Origin of the sequence: Pseudoxanthomonas sp. PXM02 (assembly GCF_014851805.1) — a bacterium.
Lineage (GTDB): Bacteria > Pseudomonadota > Gammaproteobacteria > Xanthomonadales > Xanthomonadaceae > Pseudoxanthomonas_A.
Genome location: NZ_JACVAK010000005.1, coordinates 52542 through 68682, shown reverse-complemented (window position 1 = coordinate 68682; position 16141 = coordinate 52542). Strand labels below are relative to the sequence as shown.

Genomic DNA, 16141 nt, shown 5'->3' with positions numbered 1-16141 from the left:
CGAAGGCGATACCCATCATGAGCCATCCTTGCCATGAGCGATGGGTATCGCTTCGCTCCACCCATTCTACGTGCGTTAGTCGTCGCCAGTGACCGCCACCACGATGCTATCTCTAGGATCAGAAATAATCACAACCTCACTGAAATCCGCATCTGCCGCGACAAAACGCTCGGAGTAGACAGACTCGATTTGAAGCAAAGAGAGGATGTGCTCTGCCACTCTCGCAGCATGATGCGGATTCATAGCTTCGCAGTTGAAGACCAAGTCTCTAGAAAGCATCCTTGTCAGCAATGCCTTTGCTGATATCCGATCATGAAAAGAAAAATTCCATGGTTGCAGAGGATTTCGCAGTTCATGCTTCGCCATCTCGGCCCATCGGCGCACAACCTCGTTGACTCGAGTTATGTCTCTCGACTCTTTCGTTTCAGAGACCAGCAATAGCTCGAATGCACCCCCATTGCTCTCTGTTATCTCTCGAGCAATTTCGTCTAGAGCGACCTGGATATCCATTCGGGCCTCAAACTACGACTTGTCCGTTCTTCTGATCAACAAAACCCCACACTCACCACCGCGGCGCCTTCGTCAGCGGCGGTGCTTCGTGCTGGCGGTCATAGGCACGCAGTTCTTCGCGGATGTGCTGGATGCGCTGGCGACCGAGGGTGTTGCGGCTGTCGTCGAGGACCACGCCGCCCAGCAGTTCGGCCATGCGCTCGACGTTGGGCACCAGCTTCTCCCACGCTTCCAGCGCGGTCATCGGCGCCGGCAGCGTCAGGAAGAACGCGATGGCCGGGGTTTCCAGCGTGCGGATGTTGGCCATGTCGAAGCTGCCCGGCTGCATGATGTTGGCCATGCTGAAGACCGGGCCGCGTTCCGGATGCCCTTCCACCAGACGGTGGAAGACATTCATGTGACCGAAGGTCAGGCCGGTCTTCTCGGCCGCCACCACAATGTCCTCGCCGCGCAGCACCTGCCCGGCCTTGGCCGCGACGTACAGCGAGACGATCTTGTCGAAATCCTGGCTGGGCCGCTTGCCCAGGTCGCTCTCCACGCCCGCGACCGGCGTACCGCCGGGCAGGCCGAGTTCGGGCTGGCTGACGCGCTCGCCGCTGTAGTCCTGCACCTGCTCGCTGGTGTCATCACCGGCCAGGCTCGGCTCCACGCGCGCGTTGTCGCGCTCGGTGGTCTCGATGCGACGGCCCTGGCTGGGCTTCTTGGGGCGACCGAACAGGAAGATCGCCACCAGCAGCAGGACGCCGGCGACGAGGATTCCGATTCGCAGCATGGCCATGTCGGACACAGGGGTTTCTCCGGCAAGGTGGAATGTGGGTAGGCGTCAGGCGGCACCGGCGAGGCGGGCGGCCTCTTCCAGGTCCACCGACACCAGCCGGCTGACACCGGGTTCCCGCATGGTAACGCCACTGAGCTGATGTGCGGCTTCCATCGTGGCCTTGTTGTGCGAAACGAACAGGAACTGCACCTTCTCGCTCATCTCCTTCACCATGTTGGTGAAGCGGCCCACGTTGGCTTCGTCGAGCGGTGCGTCGACTTCGTCCAGCAGGCAGAACGGCGCGGGATTGAGCTGGAAGATGGCGAACACCAGCGCGACCGCGGTCATCGCCTTCTCACCGCCGGACAGCAGCGAGATGTTGGACACGCGCTTGCCCGGCGGGCGGGCCATGATGGCCACGCCGGTGTCGAGCAGGTCTTCGCCGGTCAGTTCCAGATAGGCATGACCACCGCCGAACAGGCGCGGATACAGCTGCTGCACGCCGGCGTTGACGCGGTCGAAGGTGTCCTTGAAGCGGCCGCGGGTCTCGCGGTCGATCTTGCGGATGGCTTCTTCCAGCGTTTCCAGCGCGGTGGTCAGGTCGACGTTCTGCGCGTCGAGGTATTCCGAGCGCTGGCTGGCTTCGCCGTATTCGTGGATGGCGGCCAGGTTGACCGGCTCCAGCCGGCGCATGCGGCCGTCGATCTGGGTGACGGACTGCTCCCACTCGCGGATGTCCGCGACCTCGGGCAACGTGTTGATGACGTCTTCCAGCACGAAGCCGCCGGCCACGACGCCCTCGGACAGCTGTTCGGCCTTCAGCGCGAGCGCCTGCTGGTCGAGCTTGCGCTGCGAGATGCGTTCGCGCTGGGCCACGGCCTGCTCGTCGCGCTGCTGGCGGGTTTGCTCGTACTGGCGCAGTTCGTTGTCGATGCCTTCCAGCAGCGAACGCGCTTCCGCCAGCTGGCGGTCGGCGGTGACGCGGTGTTCGAGGGCGGACTGGCGCTGGGCTTCCAGTTCCTGCACCGGTGAATCGCCTTCGCTCAGCTGCAGGGTCAATTCTTCGAGGCGTGAATCCAGATGGCCGCGCTGTCCGCCCATGCGATCCAGCGCCTGGCTCAGCGAGACGATCTGGGTACGTTGCGATTCCAGCGTCAGCGCCAGGGCGTGTGCGGTGTCGCGCGAGGTGCGCGCGGCTTCGCGGGCCTGGTCGCGCGCGTCGACCAGCTGGCGACGTTCGCCTTCCAGCGCCTGCCGTGCGGACTCCAGATCGCCCATGCGGGTGACGGCGTCTTCGAGCTTGGCGCGGGCTTCGCGGGCCTGCTCGCGGCTGGTATCCAGCGTTTCGACCAGTTGCGCGATTTCGCCGTCGATGCGTTCCAGGCGCGTGCGGGTGGCATCCACCTTGCCCTGCTGGCTCTGCAACTGGCCGGCCAGTTCGGACACACCGCGGTGCGCCATGTACAGCGTGCGCTGCGCGTCCTCGCGTTGCTGTTCGGCGGCGAGCAGCGCATCGCGCAGGCTGGCCAGGCGTTCCTCCAGCTCGGCTTCGCGGGACTGGAGGGTCTCGATCTCGCCACGCAGCGACTGGATTTCGCGCTCGCGCAGCAGGGCGCCCTGCTTGGCTGCGCCGGAGCGCAGCACACGCACCCAGCCCGCGCCCAGGCGCTCGCCGTTGCGGGTGATGACGGAATCGCCGTCGCCCAGCGTGGCCTGCAGGCGGCGGGCTTCGGCCAGGTCCTCGGCCACGTGCAGGCGTGCCAGCAGACGACGGATCGCCGCCGGGCCCTGCACCTTGGCGGCCAGCGAGGTCGGCGCGAACGCGACGTCGCTGCGGTCGTCGGCGACCAGCGCGATGCGGCCGTCACCGAGCTCGCCCAGCGCATCGACGAGCGCTTCGGGCGCATCGACCAGTACGCCTTCGATCAGTTGGCCGAGCGCGCCTTCGACGGCGTTCTCCCAGCCGGACTCGACGGTCAGCTTCTCGCCGACGCGCGAGGCGTTGTCCAGGCCGCGCGCCTTCAGCCAGCTCATCGCGGCGCCCTGCTCCTGGCCCAGCGCGGCGTGCTGCAGGGTCTCCAGCGAGGACAGGCGACCGCGGGCTACCTGTGCGCGCTTGCGCACGTCGGACAGTTCGGTCTGGGTGGTGCGCTGCTGCTCCTGCACGTCGGCAGCGCCCTGCTTGCGCGCCTCGACATGCTCGGTGAGCGTCTCAAGCGATTCCTTCTGGGTGTCGTGCTGCAGTTGCAACTGTTCGAACGCGGACGCCAATGCATCCAGGTCAAGCCCGGTGCGCTCGCCGGCCAGTGCTTCGCGGCGGCGGTCGGCTTCCAGCGACTGGCGGTCGAGGTAATCGACGCGGGTGCGTTCGACATCGCCGGCGCGCGAGGCTTCGGCGGAGTCGCGGCTGTGGGTTTCCCAGCGCTGCTGCCAATCGGACAGCAGGGTTTCGGCTTCGCGCAAGGCATCCTGGCGGAACACGTCTTCTTCGCGCAGCTGCTCGAGCTGCGGTTCGGCGTCGGCGACGGATTCGCGCAGCACGGTGAGGCGGGTTTCGTCGCCGCTGATGTGCTGGCCGAGTTCCTGCAGCGCGTTGTGGGCTTCGTCGCGCGCCTTCTTGAGGCGGTCGCCAAGCTCACGCTGGTGCTGGATCTGCTGTTCGATGCGGGCCAGCGTGCTGCCGACCTGGTAGACCTCGCCCTGCGCCTTGTTGAGGCCGTCGGCAGCTTCCTCGCGGCGGACGCGGTCGGTTTCCAGCAGGCGCTCGGCTTCGCGCTGTTCGGCGATCAGCTGCTGCAGCTTGGTTTCTTCCTGGGCCAGCTTCTCGCGCAGGCCCTGCAGCCGGCCGTCCAGGCCGCGGTATTCCAGCGCCTTCCACTCGGCGTCCTTGATGCGGCGCTCTTCCTGCAAGGCCTTGTACTGCTCGGCCTGCTTGGCCTGACGCTTGAGGTGCTCCAGCTGCTTGCCGATCTCTTCGCGCAGGTCGTTGAGGCGGTCGAGGTTCTCGCGGGTGTGGCGGATGCGGGTTTCGGTTTCCTTGCGGCGCTCCTTGTACTTGGAGATGCCGGCGGCTTCTTCCAGGTACACGCGCAGGTCTTCGGGGCGCGCCTCGATGATCTGGCTGATCATGCCCTGCTCGATGATCGAGTAGCTGCGCGGGCCCAGGCCGGTGCCGAGGAACAGGTCGGTGATGTCGCGGCGGCGGCACTTGGTACCGTTGAGGTAGTAGTTGCTCTGGCCGTCGCGGCTGACCAGGCGCCGGACCGAAATTTCGTTGAAGGCGGCGAACTCGCCGCTGATGGTGTGGTCGCTGTTGTCGAAGATCAGTTCGACCGAGGCCTGCGAGACCGGCTTGCGTGCGGCCGAGCCGGAGAAGATCACGTCGGTCAGCGAGTCGCCGCGCAGGCGGCTGGCCGAACTTTCGCCCATCACCCAGCGCACGGCGTCGATGATGTTCGACTTGCCGCAGCCGTTCGGGCCGACCACGCCGGTCATGTTGGTCGGCAGGTGCAGCACGGTGGGATCGACGAACGACTTGAAGCCGGACAGCTTGATGGTGGAAAGGCGCATGCGACGGTGTCTTCCGGGCACCGCGACCGGACCGGTCCGACGCGCTGCCGCAAGTGTGAAGTGGGATCAGCTTCGACTGCCAAGTGATTGATTCCGTGGCAATCAGGCCTGCCGTCTGGCACGCCAACGGATGAGTATAGCCGCCTGTGACAGACGATGCCCGGGCCTGCGGGCGCCGTACGCCCCTGCGCCTCCGGCGTACGGGAAAGGCCCGCGCCTGTTAGCATCGCGGGCGGCTTCACCCCCCCCCTCCCTCACACATCAACGGTCCCCACTCCGTGTCTCTTTTTGCATCCGTCGAACTGGTGCCCGGCGACCCCATCCTGGGGCTGACCGAGGCCTACAACGCTGACTCACGCACCCAGAAGGTCAACCTGGGCGTCGGCATCTATTACGACGAGCAGGGTCGCATTCCCCTGCTCGACTGCGTCCGCCAGGTGGAACAGGCGCTGGCCGCCGAAGGCAAACCGCGCGGCTACCTGCCGATCGACGGCCTGGCCGCGTACGACGCCGCCACCCGCGAACTGGTGTTCGGCAAGGACTCGGAGCTGGTCGCCGCCGGTCGCGTCGCCACCACCCAGACCGTTGGTGGCAGCGGTGCGCTGCGCGTCGGCGCCGACCTGCTGAAGAAGCTGCTGCCGCACGCCACCATCGCGATCAGCAACCCGAGCTGGGAGAACCACCGTGCCGTGTTCGGCGCGGCCGGCTTCGACATCGTCGACTACACCTATTTCGACGCCGCCACGCATGGCCTGGACTTCTCCGGCATGCTGGCCGACTTGGGCCAGCTGAAGCCCGGCACCGTGGTGCTGCTGCACGCCTGCTGCCACAACCCCACCGGCGCCGACCTGACGATCGAGCAGTGGAAGCAGGTCGCGGCGCTGCTGAAGGACCGCGGCCTGTTCCCCTTCATCGACATGGCCTACCAGGGCTTCGACAAGGGCATCACTGAAGACGGCGCCGCGGTCCGCATCGTCGCCGAGGCCGGGATCGACAGCTTCATCGTCGCCAACTCGTACTCCAAGTCGTTCTCGCTGTACGGCGAGCGCGTCGGCGCGCTGTCGGTGGTCGGCCCGAATGCCGCGGACACCAAGGCGGTGCAGTCGCAGATCAAGCGCATCATCCGCACCATCTACTCCAGCCCGTCGACGCACGGCGCCGCACTGGTCGCCGGTGTGCTGGCCAGCAGCGAACTGCGCACGCTGTGGGAAAGCGAACTGGGCGGCATGCGTGAGCGCATCCATGCGCTGCGTGCCGGTCTGGTCGACAAGCTGGCCGCCCTCGGCGCGCCGGAGTTCACCTTCATCCAGCAGCAGGCCGGCATGTTCTCGTACTCCGGCCTGAGCAAGGCACAGGTGGACCGGCTGCGCGACGAGTTCGGCATCTACGCGGTCGGCACCGGCCGCATCTGCGTGGCCGCGCTGAACCAGCAGAACCTGGCCTACGTGGCGGAAGCGGTGCGCACCGTCAGTCGCGGCTGACCTGCCCGGTCATCCGGCACAAAAAAGGGAGGCTTCGGCCTCCCTTTTTCCTTTGCAGCGCTGAACGACCTCAGCCCAGGCGCAGGCCACTGTCCGGATCGAAGCAGTGCAGCGCGGCGTTCTCGACGGTGATGCGCAAGCCCTGCCCCGGCTCAGGCAGTACCTGCGGCGGCATGCGCGCCACCAGCGGCTGACCGACGAAGCGCAGATTGACGAAGACCTCGTTGCCGACCGGCTCGATCAGGTCGACGTGCGCCTCGAACGCGGGTTTGCCGATGCCGGCAGGTTGCAGGTGCTCCGGGCGGATGCCGAGCGCGATGCGCCGTCCAATGCAGACGTCGGCCACGGCCGCATTGCCCAGCGGGATCTCGCCACCGCCATCCAGGGCAAGCTGCAGCCCCTCTGCCTGCCGCAGCGTGCCGTGCAGCACGTTCATCGCCGGACTGCCGAGGAAGCCGGCGACGAACAGGTTGGCGGGCTTCTCGTACAGCGCCATCGGCGTGTCGATCTGCTGGATCTCGCCATCCTTGAGCACCACGATGCGCTGGCCGAGCGTCATCGCTTCGACCTGGTCGTGGGTCACGTAGATCATGGTGGCGCCGAGCTGGCGATGTAGGCGGCCGATCTCGGTGCGCACGGAATGGCGCAGCTTGGCGTCGAGGTTGGACAGCGGTTCGTCGAGCAGGAACACCGACGGCTCGCGTACCAGTGCACGGCCCAGCGCCACGCGCTGGCGTTGTCCACCGGACATCTCACGCGGCAGCTTGCCCAGCATGTGCGTCATGCCCAGCGTCTCGGCGGCGGCGTTGACGCGCCGGTCGATCTCCGCGCGCGCCACGCCGCGCAGCTTCAGGCCGAAGGCCAGGTTCTCGGCCACCGTCATGTGCGGATACAGCGCATAGCTCTGGAACACCATCGCGATGTCGCGATCCTTCGGCGCCACGTCGTTGACGCGGCGATCACCGATCAGCAGGTTGCCGTCGGTGATCTCTTCCAGCCCGGCGATCATGCGCAGCAGCGTCGACTTGCCGCAGCCGGACGGACCGACCAGCACCATGAGCTCGCCGTCGGCGATCTCGAAACTGGCCCCGTGCACGGCCACCTGGCCGTTGTCGTACACCTTGCGCACGCGGTCGAGTTTGACGCTGGCCATCATTGCTCCGGTCGGGCGGCGCCCGTGATTGTTCGCTGCGTCCCGGCCCTCCCGGGTGCAGGCATGCCCGGGTGGGCGATGCACGCGGCTTCCCGTTCCGTGGTCGGGGAAGTTGCGCTATTCTGCCATGTAACCGTTTTCACGACGCAAGCGGACTGCGTGCCGATGCCCTTCGGAACGTCCGCCACCTGCATGTCCTCTCTGTCCTGCCCATCTTTCCGCGCGTGTCGTCGCATGGCCACCTATTCCGGAATGGCGCATACGTATACGGATGGCGCACACCTGCGCGGGCTTGCGCGCCGACAGCGCAGGTGCGCGCTATCATGCGCCGCCCACGCGACGTGGCCCTTTCACGGCAGCACAGGATCGACCAGGCGAATGCAGCGGACCCGTTTTGGAAGTCACCCCGCATCGAACAGGATGTTTGCCGCATGAGCAGCGCCGATCGCGTCCTCCTCGCCGACATCGGCGGTACCAATGCGCGCTTCGCGCTGGCTGATACCTCCGCCTCCGTGCCGCTGCTGGACGACAGCGTGCGTGAGTTCGTTGTCGCCGATTTCCCGTCGCTCGCCGATGCCGCGCAGCACTATCTGGAAGAAACCGGCGCGACTGCGCAGAACGGCGTGTTCGCCGTCGCCGGCCGCGTCGATGGCGACGAAGCCCGCATCACCAATCATCCGTGGGTCATTTCGGTGAACCGCACGCGGCAGGCGCTGGGATTCCAGGGTCTGAAGCTGGTCAACGACTTCGCCGCGCAGGCGATGGCGGTATCGCTGCTGACGCCGAAAGACGTGGTCGCGATCGGTGGCGCGCGCTGGACGCCGGCACCGCTGTCGGTGCCGCGCACGTATGCCGTCATCGGCCCCGGCACGGGCCTGGGCGTGGCCGCACTGGTGATCCGCGATGGACGCGCGTATCCGCTCGAAACGGAAGGCGGCCACGTCAGTTTCCCGCCCGGTACGCCGGAAGAAATCCGCATTCTCGAAATCCTGTCGGCGCAGTTCGGTCGCGTGTCGAACGAGCGCCTGATCTGCGGCCCCGGCCTGGTGAATCTGTATCGCGCGCTCAGCGAGATCGCTGGCGAAGATCCGGGCGGTCCGCTGGAACCGAAGGACGTCACCGCGCGCGCCGCGGCCGGCGATCCGCGCTGCGTGCGTACGCTGGATGTGTTCTGCGCGGTGTTCGGCGCGATTGCCGGCGATCTGGTGCTCACCACCGGCGCCTGGGACGGCGTGTTCCTCACCGGTGGTCTGGTACCGAAACTGCTGACGTCGCTGCAGCATTCCGGCTTCCGCCAGCGCTTCGAACACAAGGGCCGTTTCTCGCCCGCAATGGGTCGCGTGCCGACGCTGGCGAACGTGCATCCGCGCCCCGGCCTGCTCGGTGCCGCGGCTTATGCGGTGGAACTGTTCGGACCGAAAAGCGCCGCTCACGCCTGAGCGTTTTGCGCATATGCGCGCTGCAATGCAGCACCGGCAGCGCCGCAACCTGTGGACTGGTCTGACTTTGGTCGCTTTCGCGCCTGCGATAAAGGCGGTAGAAAGCATCATGCCGTCGCCGTCGTTCATCGCCCTTCCCCTCCACGCGCTGGAGTTGCAGGAAGGCTGCGCATCACGGCTCCTCATCGCCACGCCATGCAGAATGACAGCGTCTGCAGCCTAGCCCTACGCCCATGAGCCTGCACCCCCGCATCCAGGAAGTCACCGAACGCATCCGCCAGCGCAGTGCCCCGTTGCGCCGCGCCTATCTCGACGGCATCGATACCGCCCACCGCGACGGTCCGCAACGCGCACGCCTGAGCTGCGGCAACCTCGCGCACGCCTTTGCCGCCTGCGGTCCCACCGACAAGGGGCGGCTGCGCGCGGACGTCACGCCCAACCTCGGCATCATCAACGCCTACAACGACATGCTGTCGGCGCATCAGCCGTTCGAGCACTACCCCGAAATCATCCGCCAGGTCGCACGCGACCTTGGTGCCACGGCGCAGGTCGCCGGTGGCGTGCCGGCGATGTGCGACGGCGTGACGCAGGGCCGCCCCGGCATGGAGCTGTCGCTGTTCTCGCGCGACGTGATCGCGCAGGCCACGGCGATCTCGCTGAGCCACGACATGTTCGACGCCGCGCTCTACCTGGGCGTGTGCGACAAGATCGTGCCGGGCCTGCTGATGGGCGCACTGGCCTTCGGCCATCTGCCCGCGGTGTTCGTGCCGGCCGGCCCGATGTCGCCCGGCATTCCGAACAAGGAAAAGGCCGCAGTCCGCGAGCGCTACGCCGCAGGCGAAGCCACGCGCGAGGAATTGCTGGAAGCCGAAGCCGCGAGTTACCACGCTGCCGGCACCTGCACGTTCTACGGCACCGCCAATTCCAACCAGGTATTGCTGGAAGCGATGGGCCTGCAGTTGCCTGGCACTTCGTTCGTCAATCCCGACCAGCCATTGCGCGACGTGCTGACCCGCGCGGCAGCGGAGCGTGCGCTGGCCATCACCGCCCTCGGTGACGACTACCGTCCGATCGGTCGCCTGATCGACGAGCGTGCCATCGTCAATGCGATGGCGGCGCTGATGGCGACGGGTGGTTCGACCAACCACACCATCCACTGGATCGCCGTGGCGCGGTCGGCCGGCATCGTGCTGACGTGGGACGACATGGACCTGCTGTCGCAGACCGTGCCGCTGCTGGCGCGCGTGTACCCGAACGGCGAAGCCGACGTGAACCGCTTCGCTGCGGCGGGCGGCACGCAGTTCGTGTTCCGCGAACTGCTCGACGCCGGCCTGATGCACGACATCACCACCATCGTGCCCGGCGGCCTGCGTGCGTTCTGCGATGAGCCGCGCCTGCAGGACGGCAAGCTCGCCTACGCGCCCGGCATCGCCGAGAGTGCGGACGAAGAGGTCGCACGTCCTGTATCGCGTGCGTTCGAAAGCCAGGGTGGCCTGCGCCTGTTGCGCGGCAACCTCGGCCGCTCGCTGATCAAGACCTCGGCGGTGAAGCCGGAGTACCGCTACATCGAGGCGCCCGCGGTGGTGGTCGACGATCCGCGCGCACTCAACAAGCTGCATGCCGCCGGCGCGCTGCCGCAGGACTTCGTTGCGGTGGTGCGCTACCAGGGCCCCCGTTCCAACGGCATGCCGGAACTGCACTCGCTCGCTCCGCTGCTCGGCCTGCTGCAGAACCAGGGCCGCCGCGTGGCGCTGGTGACCGACGGCCGCCTGTCCGGCGCGTCGGGCAAGATTCCCGCCGCCATCCACCTGACCCCGGAGGCCGCACGCGGCGGTCCGCTGGCGAAACTGCGTGAAGGCGACATCATTCGCCTGGACGCCGAAGCCGGCACGCTGGAAGCGCTGGTCGATGCGCAGGAATGGGCGGCGCGCGAGATCGCACCGAATACGTCGCCGGCCGCGCTTGATCTGGGCCGCAACCTGTTCGCGGTGAGTCGCGACGTGGTCACGCCCGCAGACCGTGGCGCGATGTCGATTTCCTGCGGCCTGCCGTACCACGATGGCACGTGGGAATACGATGCGGAATACGAACTCGGCGATGCAGCGCATGCAGCGGAAGCACCGCATGAGGCGAAGGATGCCTGAGCTTTTCCCTTCTCCCCTCGGGAGAAGGTGCCCGAAGGGCGGATGAGGGGCGAGCGTCAGGGTGAGGTTGAACTATCCTGACCTTCGTCGCCCCTCTCCCCAACCCCTCTCCCGATGGGAGAGGGGCTCACTCCAACAGACCGATACACCATGACCATCGAAGCCCGCCAGCAGAAAGCCGAATCCCTCCTCCGCGCCGCCGGCATCCTGCCGGTCGTTACCGTCCACACGCTGGACGAGGCGCGCAAGGTGTCCGAGGCGCTGTTGAAGGGCGGTCTGCCGGCGATCGAGTTGACGCTGCGCACGCCGGTGGCGATGGAAGCGCTGGCGATGCTGAAGAAGGAACTGCCCGACATCGTGATCGGCGCCGGTACGGTGCTGACCACGGAGCAGATGAAGCAGTCCATCGATGCGGGCGCCGACTTCCTGGTCACCCCGGGCACGCCGCCGGCGCTGGCCGATGCGCTGGCCGCCGCCGACATTCCGGTGGTGCCGGGTGCCGCCACGCCGACCGAACTGCTGGCGTTGATGGCACGCGGGTTCCGCGTCTGCAAGCTGTTCCCCGCCACTGCCGTCGGCGGCTTGGCAATGCTGAAAGGCCTGGCCGGTCCGATGTCGGAACTGAAGATCTGCCCCACCGGCGGCATCACCGAGGACACCGCGGCCGACTACCTGTCGCAGCCGAACGTGGTCTGCATCGGTGGCTCGTGGATGGTGCCGAAGAACTGGCTGGAAAACGGTGAGTGGGACAAGGTCACCGAGAGCTCCGCGAAAGCGGCGGGCATCGTGCAACGGGTGCGTGGCTGAGTCGCACCTCCGGAGACCATGCGGTGACGAACTGGCATCCCTTTCAATATCGGGATTTCTGGGACCAACCCAGGATTCTCTACACGTCAGACGGCCAGCAGTCTTACCTGCTCGACTGCCCATTCGACGATCAGCTTGATGGTTACGGCAACCGATACAACGTGTACCTGATGCCGTCCTTGGCGCCCGCCGACCTGTGCGGATCGTGGGCAGGGCTGGATCAAAAGGCGATCCGCTTGCTCGGCGCCATTGAAATCCCAGCCTCGGCGTTCGATCCCACTCGCCGCGCGCAATTGGATCTGAGCATCCTCAGTCAGCTTGTAACCTGATGCCAACACTCTGACGTCGCCAGCCGAGAGCCAGCACGGCATACCAGCTCACCATCAGCAGTCCCAGCCACCATTCGAAGACGTTCTCCCAGCGGTCCTTCGCTGACGGATCGTCGACGACCAAGCCGGCCACGACGTTCGCCACGCCCAGTCCCAGCATCGCGATCGAGATCCACGACATCGCCGCGATGACGCCTGCGGCGAGCGCCTCCGTCAACGACGCGCGCCGCATCAGCGCCAGCTGCGCCAGATAGCCGAAGCCGAAGTACACCACCACGCCATAACGCCGCAGGAAGCGATACGCCTCACCTTCGGTGCCGAGGAACGTCGCGTACACCGCCAGCGCGATGGCCGACAACACGCCCAGCGCCAGCATGACGCGACCGCCGCGCAGCCAATGCCTGGCCAGCCACCACACCAGCGCATGCAGCACCGCGCATGGAAGGACCAGCAGCTGGAACAGGTGATTGCCCCACCCGTGGCGCGCGGCGCGACTGATGGATACGCAGCCGTCGACGTAAGGAATGCAAGCCGGCACATGGCCGCCCTGGATCGACAGCAGGTAGGCCGCATGCGCGGCGACGAGGAACAGCAGCGTCAGCAGCAACGGCAAAGGCCAGAGCGGGATGCGCGCGCTATCAGCGACCATGGCGGCGACGGAGCAGGACGATGCCCGGCAATGTACTCCGTCCCATGCCGCGACGCAGAGCCGAGCTTGCGCAGCTTCGGCCGACCGGTCCGCGCTCAGGCCAAGTCGAAGAAGCGGAGCAGGCTCCGCTCTACGAGTTCAAGGAACGATCAACGTGTCTTGATCGTCACGCGTGCCGGCAGCGTAGTGATGCGCAGTTCGCCATCCTTCCATTGCGCCGGCCTGCCGTTGATGCGCGTCTCGCCAGGCGCGGCTTCGTAAGGCCAAGGCAGTACCAGGCCGCCGGCCGGTAGCTTCAGTCCGGCCTTCGCATCGAGGACGACCTCATCACCCTGCTTGCGCAGCGCGTAGCCGAGTACACCGTTGGGCGTGCGCAGGCCATCGATGGCGATGCCCTGCCCGTCCAGCCAGCTCGCCGGTACGCCGGCGGCCAGCACCAGGCTGTCATCCAACTCACGCGTGTAGGCGAACATGTCCAGCGCCGAGCGGACGAAGTCCGACGCGACCCACGCATGCGGCAGGTCGCCGACGAAGAACGGCTTTCTCGGCGTGCGCGAGACCACTTCCGCCCACTGGTTCCAGGCCTGCGGTGCCCGATCCTTGAAGAAGAAGTCCAGCACGTCCCACGCCCGCTCGCGCCAGCCCAGCCGGACGAACGCGGCGACGTTGCGCCATTCGTACGGCGTGTAGTCCTTCCACTCGCGCTTGCCGTCGCGGCGCTGCACGAACTCGGTCCAGTAACGCTCGAACGTCCCGTTCAACAGGTCTGCAGGCAGCTTGCCCTGCTCGCCACCCGGGGCCAGCGCGATGGTCGTCGACGTCGGATCGAAGTCGCCGATCTCCGCCGCGCCCGGCAGATAGCTGATGTTGTGCAACTGCGTCGCTGCGCGCAGCGATGCATACAGATCATCGCGGAACTGGTCACGCGAGGCGGCCATGAGCTTCGACGCGGCGGTTTCGCCGAGCGCATCGGCGACTTCCACCGCATCCTTGTAGCCGCGCAGCGCCCAGAAGTTGTCCCAGTACGAATGCATCGGCTTGGCCGAATAGCCTTCGTGGCTGATCGAGGCCGGCATCATGCCGTAGAACGCCGCGTTGACCGCGCGGTTGGCCTCGGTGCGTTCGCTCAGGCGCAGCTCTTCCATGTACGCGAACGCGCCCTGCACGTGCGGCCACATCCTGCGCAGGAAGGCCTTGTCGCCGGTATAGCGGTAATACTCGGCAACGTTGAAAATCAGCTCGCCGTGGCTGTCGTTCTCCGGCACCGGATCGCTGCCTCGGTCATCGACACAGCACGGCACCTTGCCGTTCTTGAACTGGTACGGCGCGTACCACTCGACGTATTCCTTCACCACCTCGGGGCGACCGAGGCGAAGCAGCCCTTCGGAGATCATCGCGCCGTCGCGGATCCAGCTGCGCGAGTACGAACGCGTACCCGGCTGCAGGCGCGGGCCAATGCGCGAGATCAGCATGTGCGCCAGCGCGGTGCGCAGCGTGTCGGCGACCGGCTGGCCTTCGGCAGGCACCTGCAGCTTCATTTCGCCTAGCTTGCTGCGCCAGAGCGCTGCAGTGGCCTGCTGGTCCCGGTCTGCGTCGATGCGGGCAGGCAGCGTGCCCTCCAAGGGCGCGACCCAATCGATGTCGCGGCTTTCGCCCGCTGCCAGCGTGATCCGGTACAGCACGGCGCCAGAGGCGAGACCCGTGGGCTCGCCGCCTACCTGTGCGTCGGCGCTGCCTGATACCTCGTCGACCGACGCCAACCGCTCGCGTACCAGCCCTTCATCGAAGCGCGAAGCCAGCGCCGCGTCGGGTTTGGCAAAGCGCAGGCTGGCGCGCCCGTTCACGCTGACCACGCCATCGCGCACCGCAAGATCATTGATAGGACTGAAGCCGCCGGTGGTGTTGAGGAACTGGCTGGGCGGGTTGATCTGCCAGGGCTGCACGGCCAGTGCCAGCACGTACTCGCGCGGTACCTTGCCGGTATTGGTCAGACGGTGGCGCGCGACGACGCGTGAGTCGCCGGGCTTGCCGGCCGCGAACGCGGTGGTGGACAGCGCGAAATCTGCGTGTGTCCATGCGACGGTCGGAATAGGCAGATAGCCGTCCTGCAACGACTGCGTCGCCTGCACGTCCGACCAGCCAATCCAGCGGCCATCGACCTGCACGAAGGGCTCCACGCTGACGCCGCCCTTGGCGATCTCGATGGCACCGTCTTCACCGATCAGCCCCTGCTCGCGGCCACCATCGAGACCGACGATGGTCCAGTACGGCTGCTCGCCACTAAAGCCTCGCGGGAACCAGCCCTTCGGCGACTCGGCCGCCATCGCCTTGATCAGGTCATTGGGATGCGCGGCGAACGCCAGCGGTTTCACTTCCAGCTCGGCCAGCGCGAACGAACGTCCGGGACCGTCGCCGAGCGTCACGCGGACATAGCGCGCCTCCGACTCCGGCAACGCCAGATAGTCGCTGCCGCCATTGCCATCGACCACCGTGCGCGCATCGCGCCAGCGCTGGCCATCGTCGGACAACTGCACCAGATAGTCCGATGCGTGCTGTCCCGGCTTCCAGCGCAACACGAGGCCTCCGAACTCGCGCACCTTGCCCAGGTCCAGCGTCAACTGCGGATCCTGCTCGCCTTGAAGGTCGGCAGCCCAGGCAGTGTCGGTCTTGCCGTCCACGGCCAGCGCTGCGCCACCGGCGGGAAACGCAACGGAGGCGCTGGCCTTGCCCGTCAACGGTGCGCCGTCATCCACTGCCAACGGCTGGAACGTCAGTTCATCGAAGCAGACCGAACCCTTGCCGCCGGCGTTGTTGTAGACCGTGAACTCCAGCTTCGCGCTCTTGCGCAGCACGCGATCCGGATCGGGCCCCCAAGCCTTGTCGATGTGGCGCAGCTTGTAGCGCACCGGCGTCCACGCCGTCGGATAGTCGTACTTCGGCCGGTTGACCCACCAGACGTTGTCGCCGCTCGCATCGATGACCTTGAACTGCAGGTCGTTGCGTGGCGAATCTCCGCGCAACTGGAAGCCGAACTGGTAGTTCGCCGGGTAGTCCAGCGGCAGATCGCGCTGGATGCCCGCGTGCCCGGACACACCGTTGAAGTCGTAGTCCAGGCACAGACCTTTCCCCTGCACGCCATCGACCAGACGGATGGCTCCGCTCACCTGGTTGGAGGTGACCACGCGCCATGTGGCGGCATTGTCGAAGGCATCCAGCACGCGCACCGGTTCTGCCGATACCACGCCAGCCAGCGGAAGCAACATCACCCCGGCCATCCGGCGGGAAAGGGTCGACAGCATGTT

General features: G+C 66.6%; 11 protein-coding genes. 5 read left to right on the top strand and 6 right to left on the bottom strand.

Annotated features, from left to right (window positions below; translation table 11 throughout):
• Positions 1–75: 75 nt before the first annotated feature.
• From IB225_RS18620 to smc, 3 genes are read right to left on the bottom strand one after another with little or no spacing between them, the layout of a single operon-like run.
• Positions 76–510 (bottom strand): hypothetical protein, encoded by a 435-nt coding sequence (locus tag IB225_RS18620; protein ID WP_192313903.1) that lies wholly within the window; start codon positions 508–510, stop codon positions 76–78.
• A 52-nt stretch (positions 511–562) separates the two neighbouring features.
• The gene (gene zipA, locus IB225_RS18615; RefSeq protein WP_192313900.1) at positions 563–1297 is read right to left on the bottom strand and encodes a cell division protein ZipA; all 735 of its coding nucleotides are present in this window, start codon (positions 1295–1297) and stop codon (positions 563–565) included.
• A 36-nt stretch (positions 1298–1333) separates the two neighbouring features.
• Entirely contained in the window at positions 1334–4837 is a 3504-nt protein-coding gene (gene smc / locus IB225_RS18610; protein ID WP_192313897.1) for a chromosome segregation protein SMC, read from the bottom strand.
• Between the two features lie 278 nt (positions 4838–5115).
• On the opposite strand from smc, the gene IB225_RS18605 reads away from it, so the two are divergent.
• Positions 5116–6318 carry an amino acid aminotransferase gene (locus tag IB225_RS18605; RefSeq protein WP_192313881.1) on the top strand — a complete coding sequence of 401 codons (1203 nt, stop codon included), beginning with the start codon at positions 5116–5118 and terminating at the stop codon, positions 6316–6318.
• A gap of 70 nt (positions 6319–6388) precedes the next feature.
• On the opposite strand, the gene ugpC is transcribed toward IB225_RS18605, so the two are convergent.
• Entirely contained in the window at positions 6389–7471 is a 1083-nt protein-coding gene (gene ugpC, locus IB225_RS18600; RefSeq protein WP_192313878.1) for a sn-glycerol-3-phosphate ABC transporter ATP-binding protein UgpC, read from the bottom strand.
• 431 nt (positions 7472–7902) lie between these two features.
• On the opposite strand from ugpC, the gene glk reads away from it, so the two are divergent.
• The 4 genes from glk to IB225_RS18580 all read left to right on the top strand — a co-directional run bounded on the left by glk (position 7903) and on the right by IB225_RS18580 (position 12190).
• Positions 7903–8910, top strand: coding sequence for a glucokinase (gene glk / locus IB225_RS18595; protein WP_192313875.1), 1008 nt, complete (start codon positions 7903–7905; stop codon positions 8908–8910).
• Positions 8911–9143: 233 nt separating this feature from the next.
• Entirely contained in the window at positions 9144–11054 is a 1911-nt protein-coding gene (gene edd, locus IB225_RS18590) for a phosphogluconate dehydratase (RefSeq protein ID WP_192313872.1), read from the top strand.
• 150 nt (positions 11055–11204) lie between these two features.
• A complete protein-coding gene (locus IB225_RS18585) occupies positions 11205–11861 on the top strand; it encodes a bifunctional 4-hydroxy-2-oxoglutarate aldolase/2-dehydro-3-deoxy-phosphogluconate aldolase (protein WP_192313869.1) in 657 nt (218 codons plus the stop codon).
• Between the two features lie 23 nt (positions 11862–11884).
• A complete protein-coding gene (locus tag IB225_RS18580) occupies positions 11885–12190 on the top strand; it encodes a hypothetical protein (RefSeq protein WP_192313866.1) in 306 nt (101 codons plus the stop codon).
• Here IB225_RS18580 and IB225_RS18575 read toward each other — a convergent pair.
• Both IB225_RS18575 and IB225_RS18570 read right to left on the bottom strand, forming a co-directional pair.
• Positions 12171–12839, bottom strand: coding sequence for a hypothetical protein (locus IB225_RS18575; RefSeq protein ID WP_192313862.1), 669 nt, complete (start codon positions 12837–12839; stop codon positions 12171–12173). The genes IB225_RS18580 and IB225_RS18575 overlap by 20 nt on opposite strands.
• A gap of 149 nt (positions 12840–12988) precedes the next feature.
• Positions 12989–16114 carry a discoidin domain-containing protein gene (locus tag IB225_RS18570; RefSeq protein WP_225584110.1) on the bottom strand — a complete coding sequence of 1042 codons (3126 nt, stop codon included), beginning with the start codon at positions 16112–16114 and terminating at the stop codon, positions 12989–12991.
• Positions 16115–16141 lie beyond the last annotated feature (27 nt).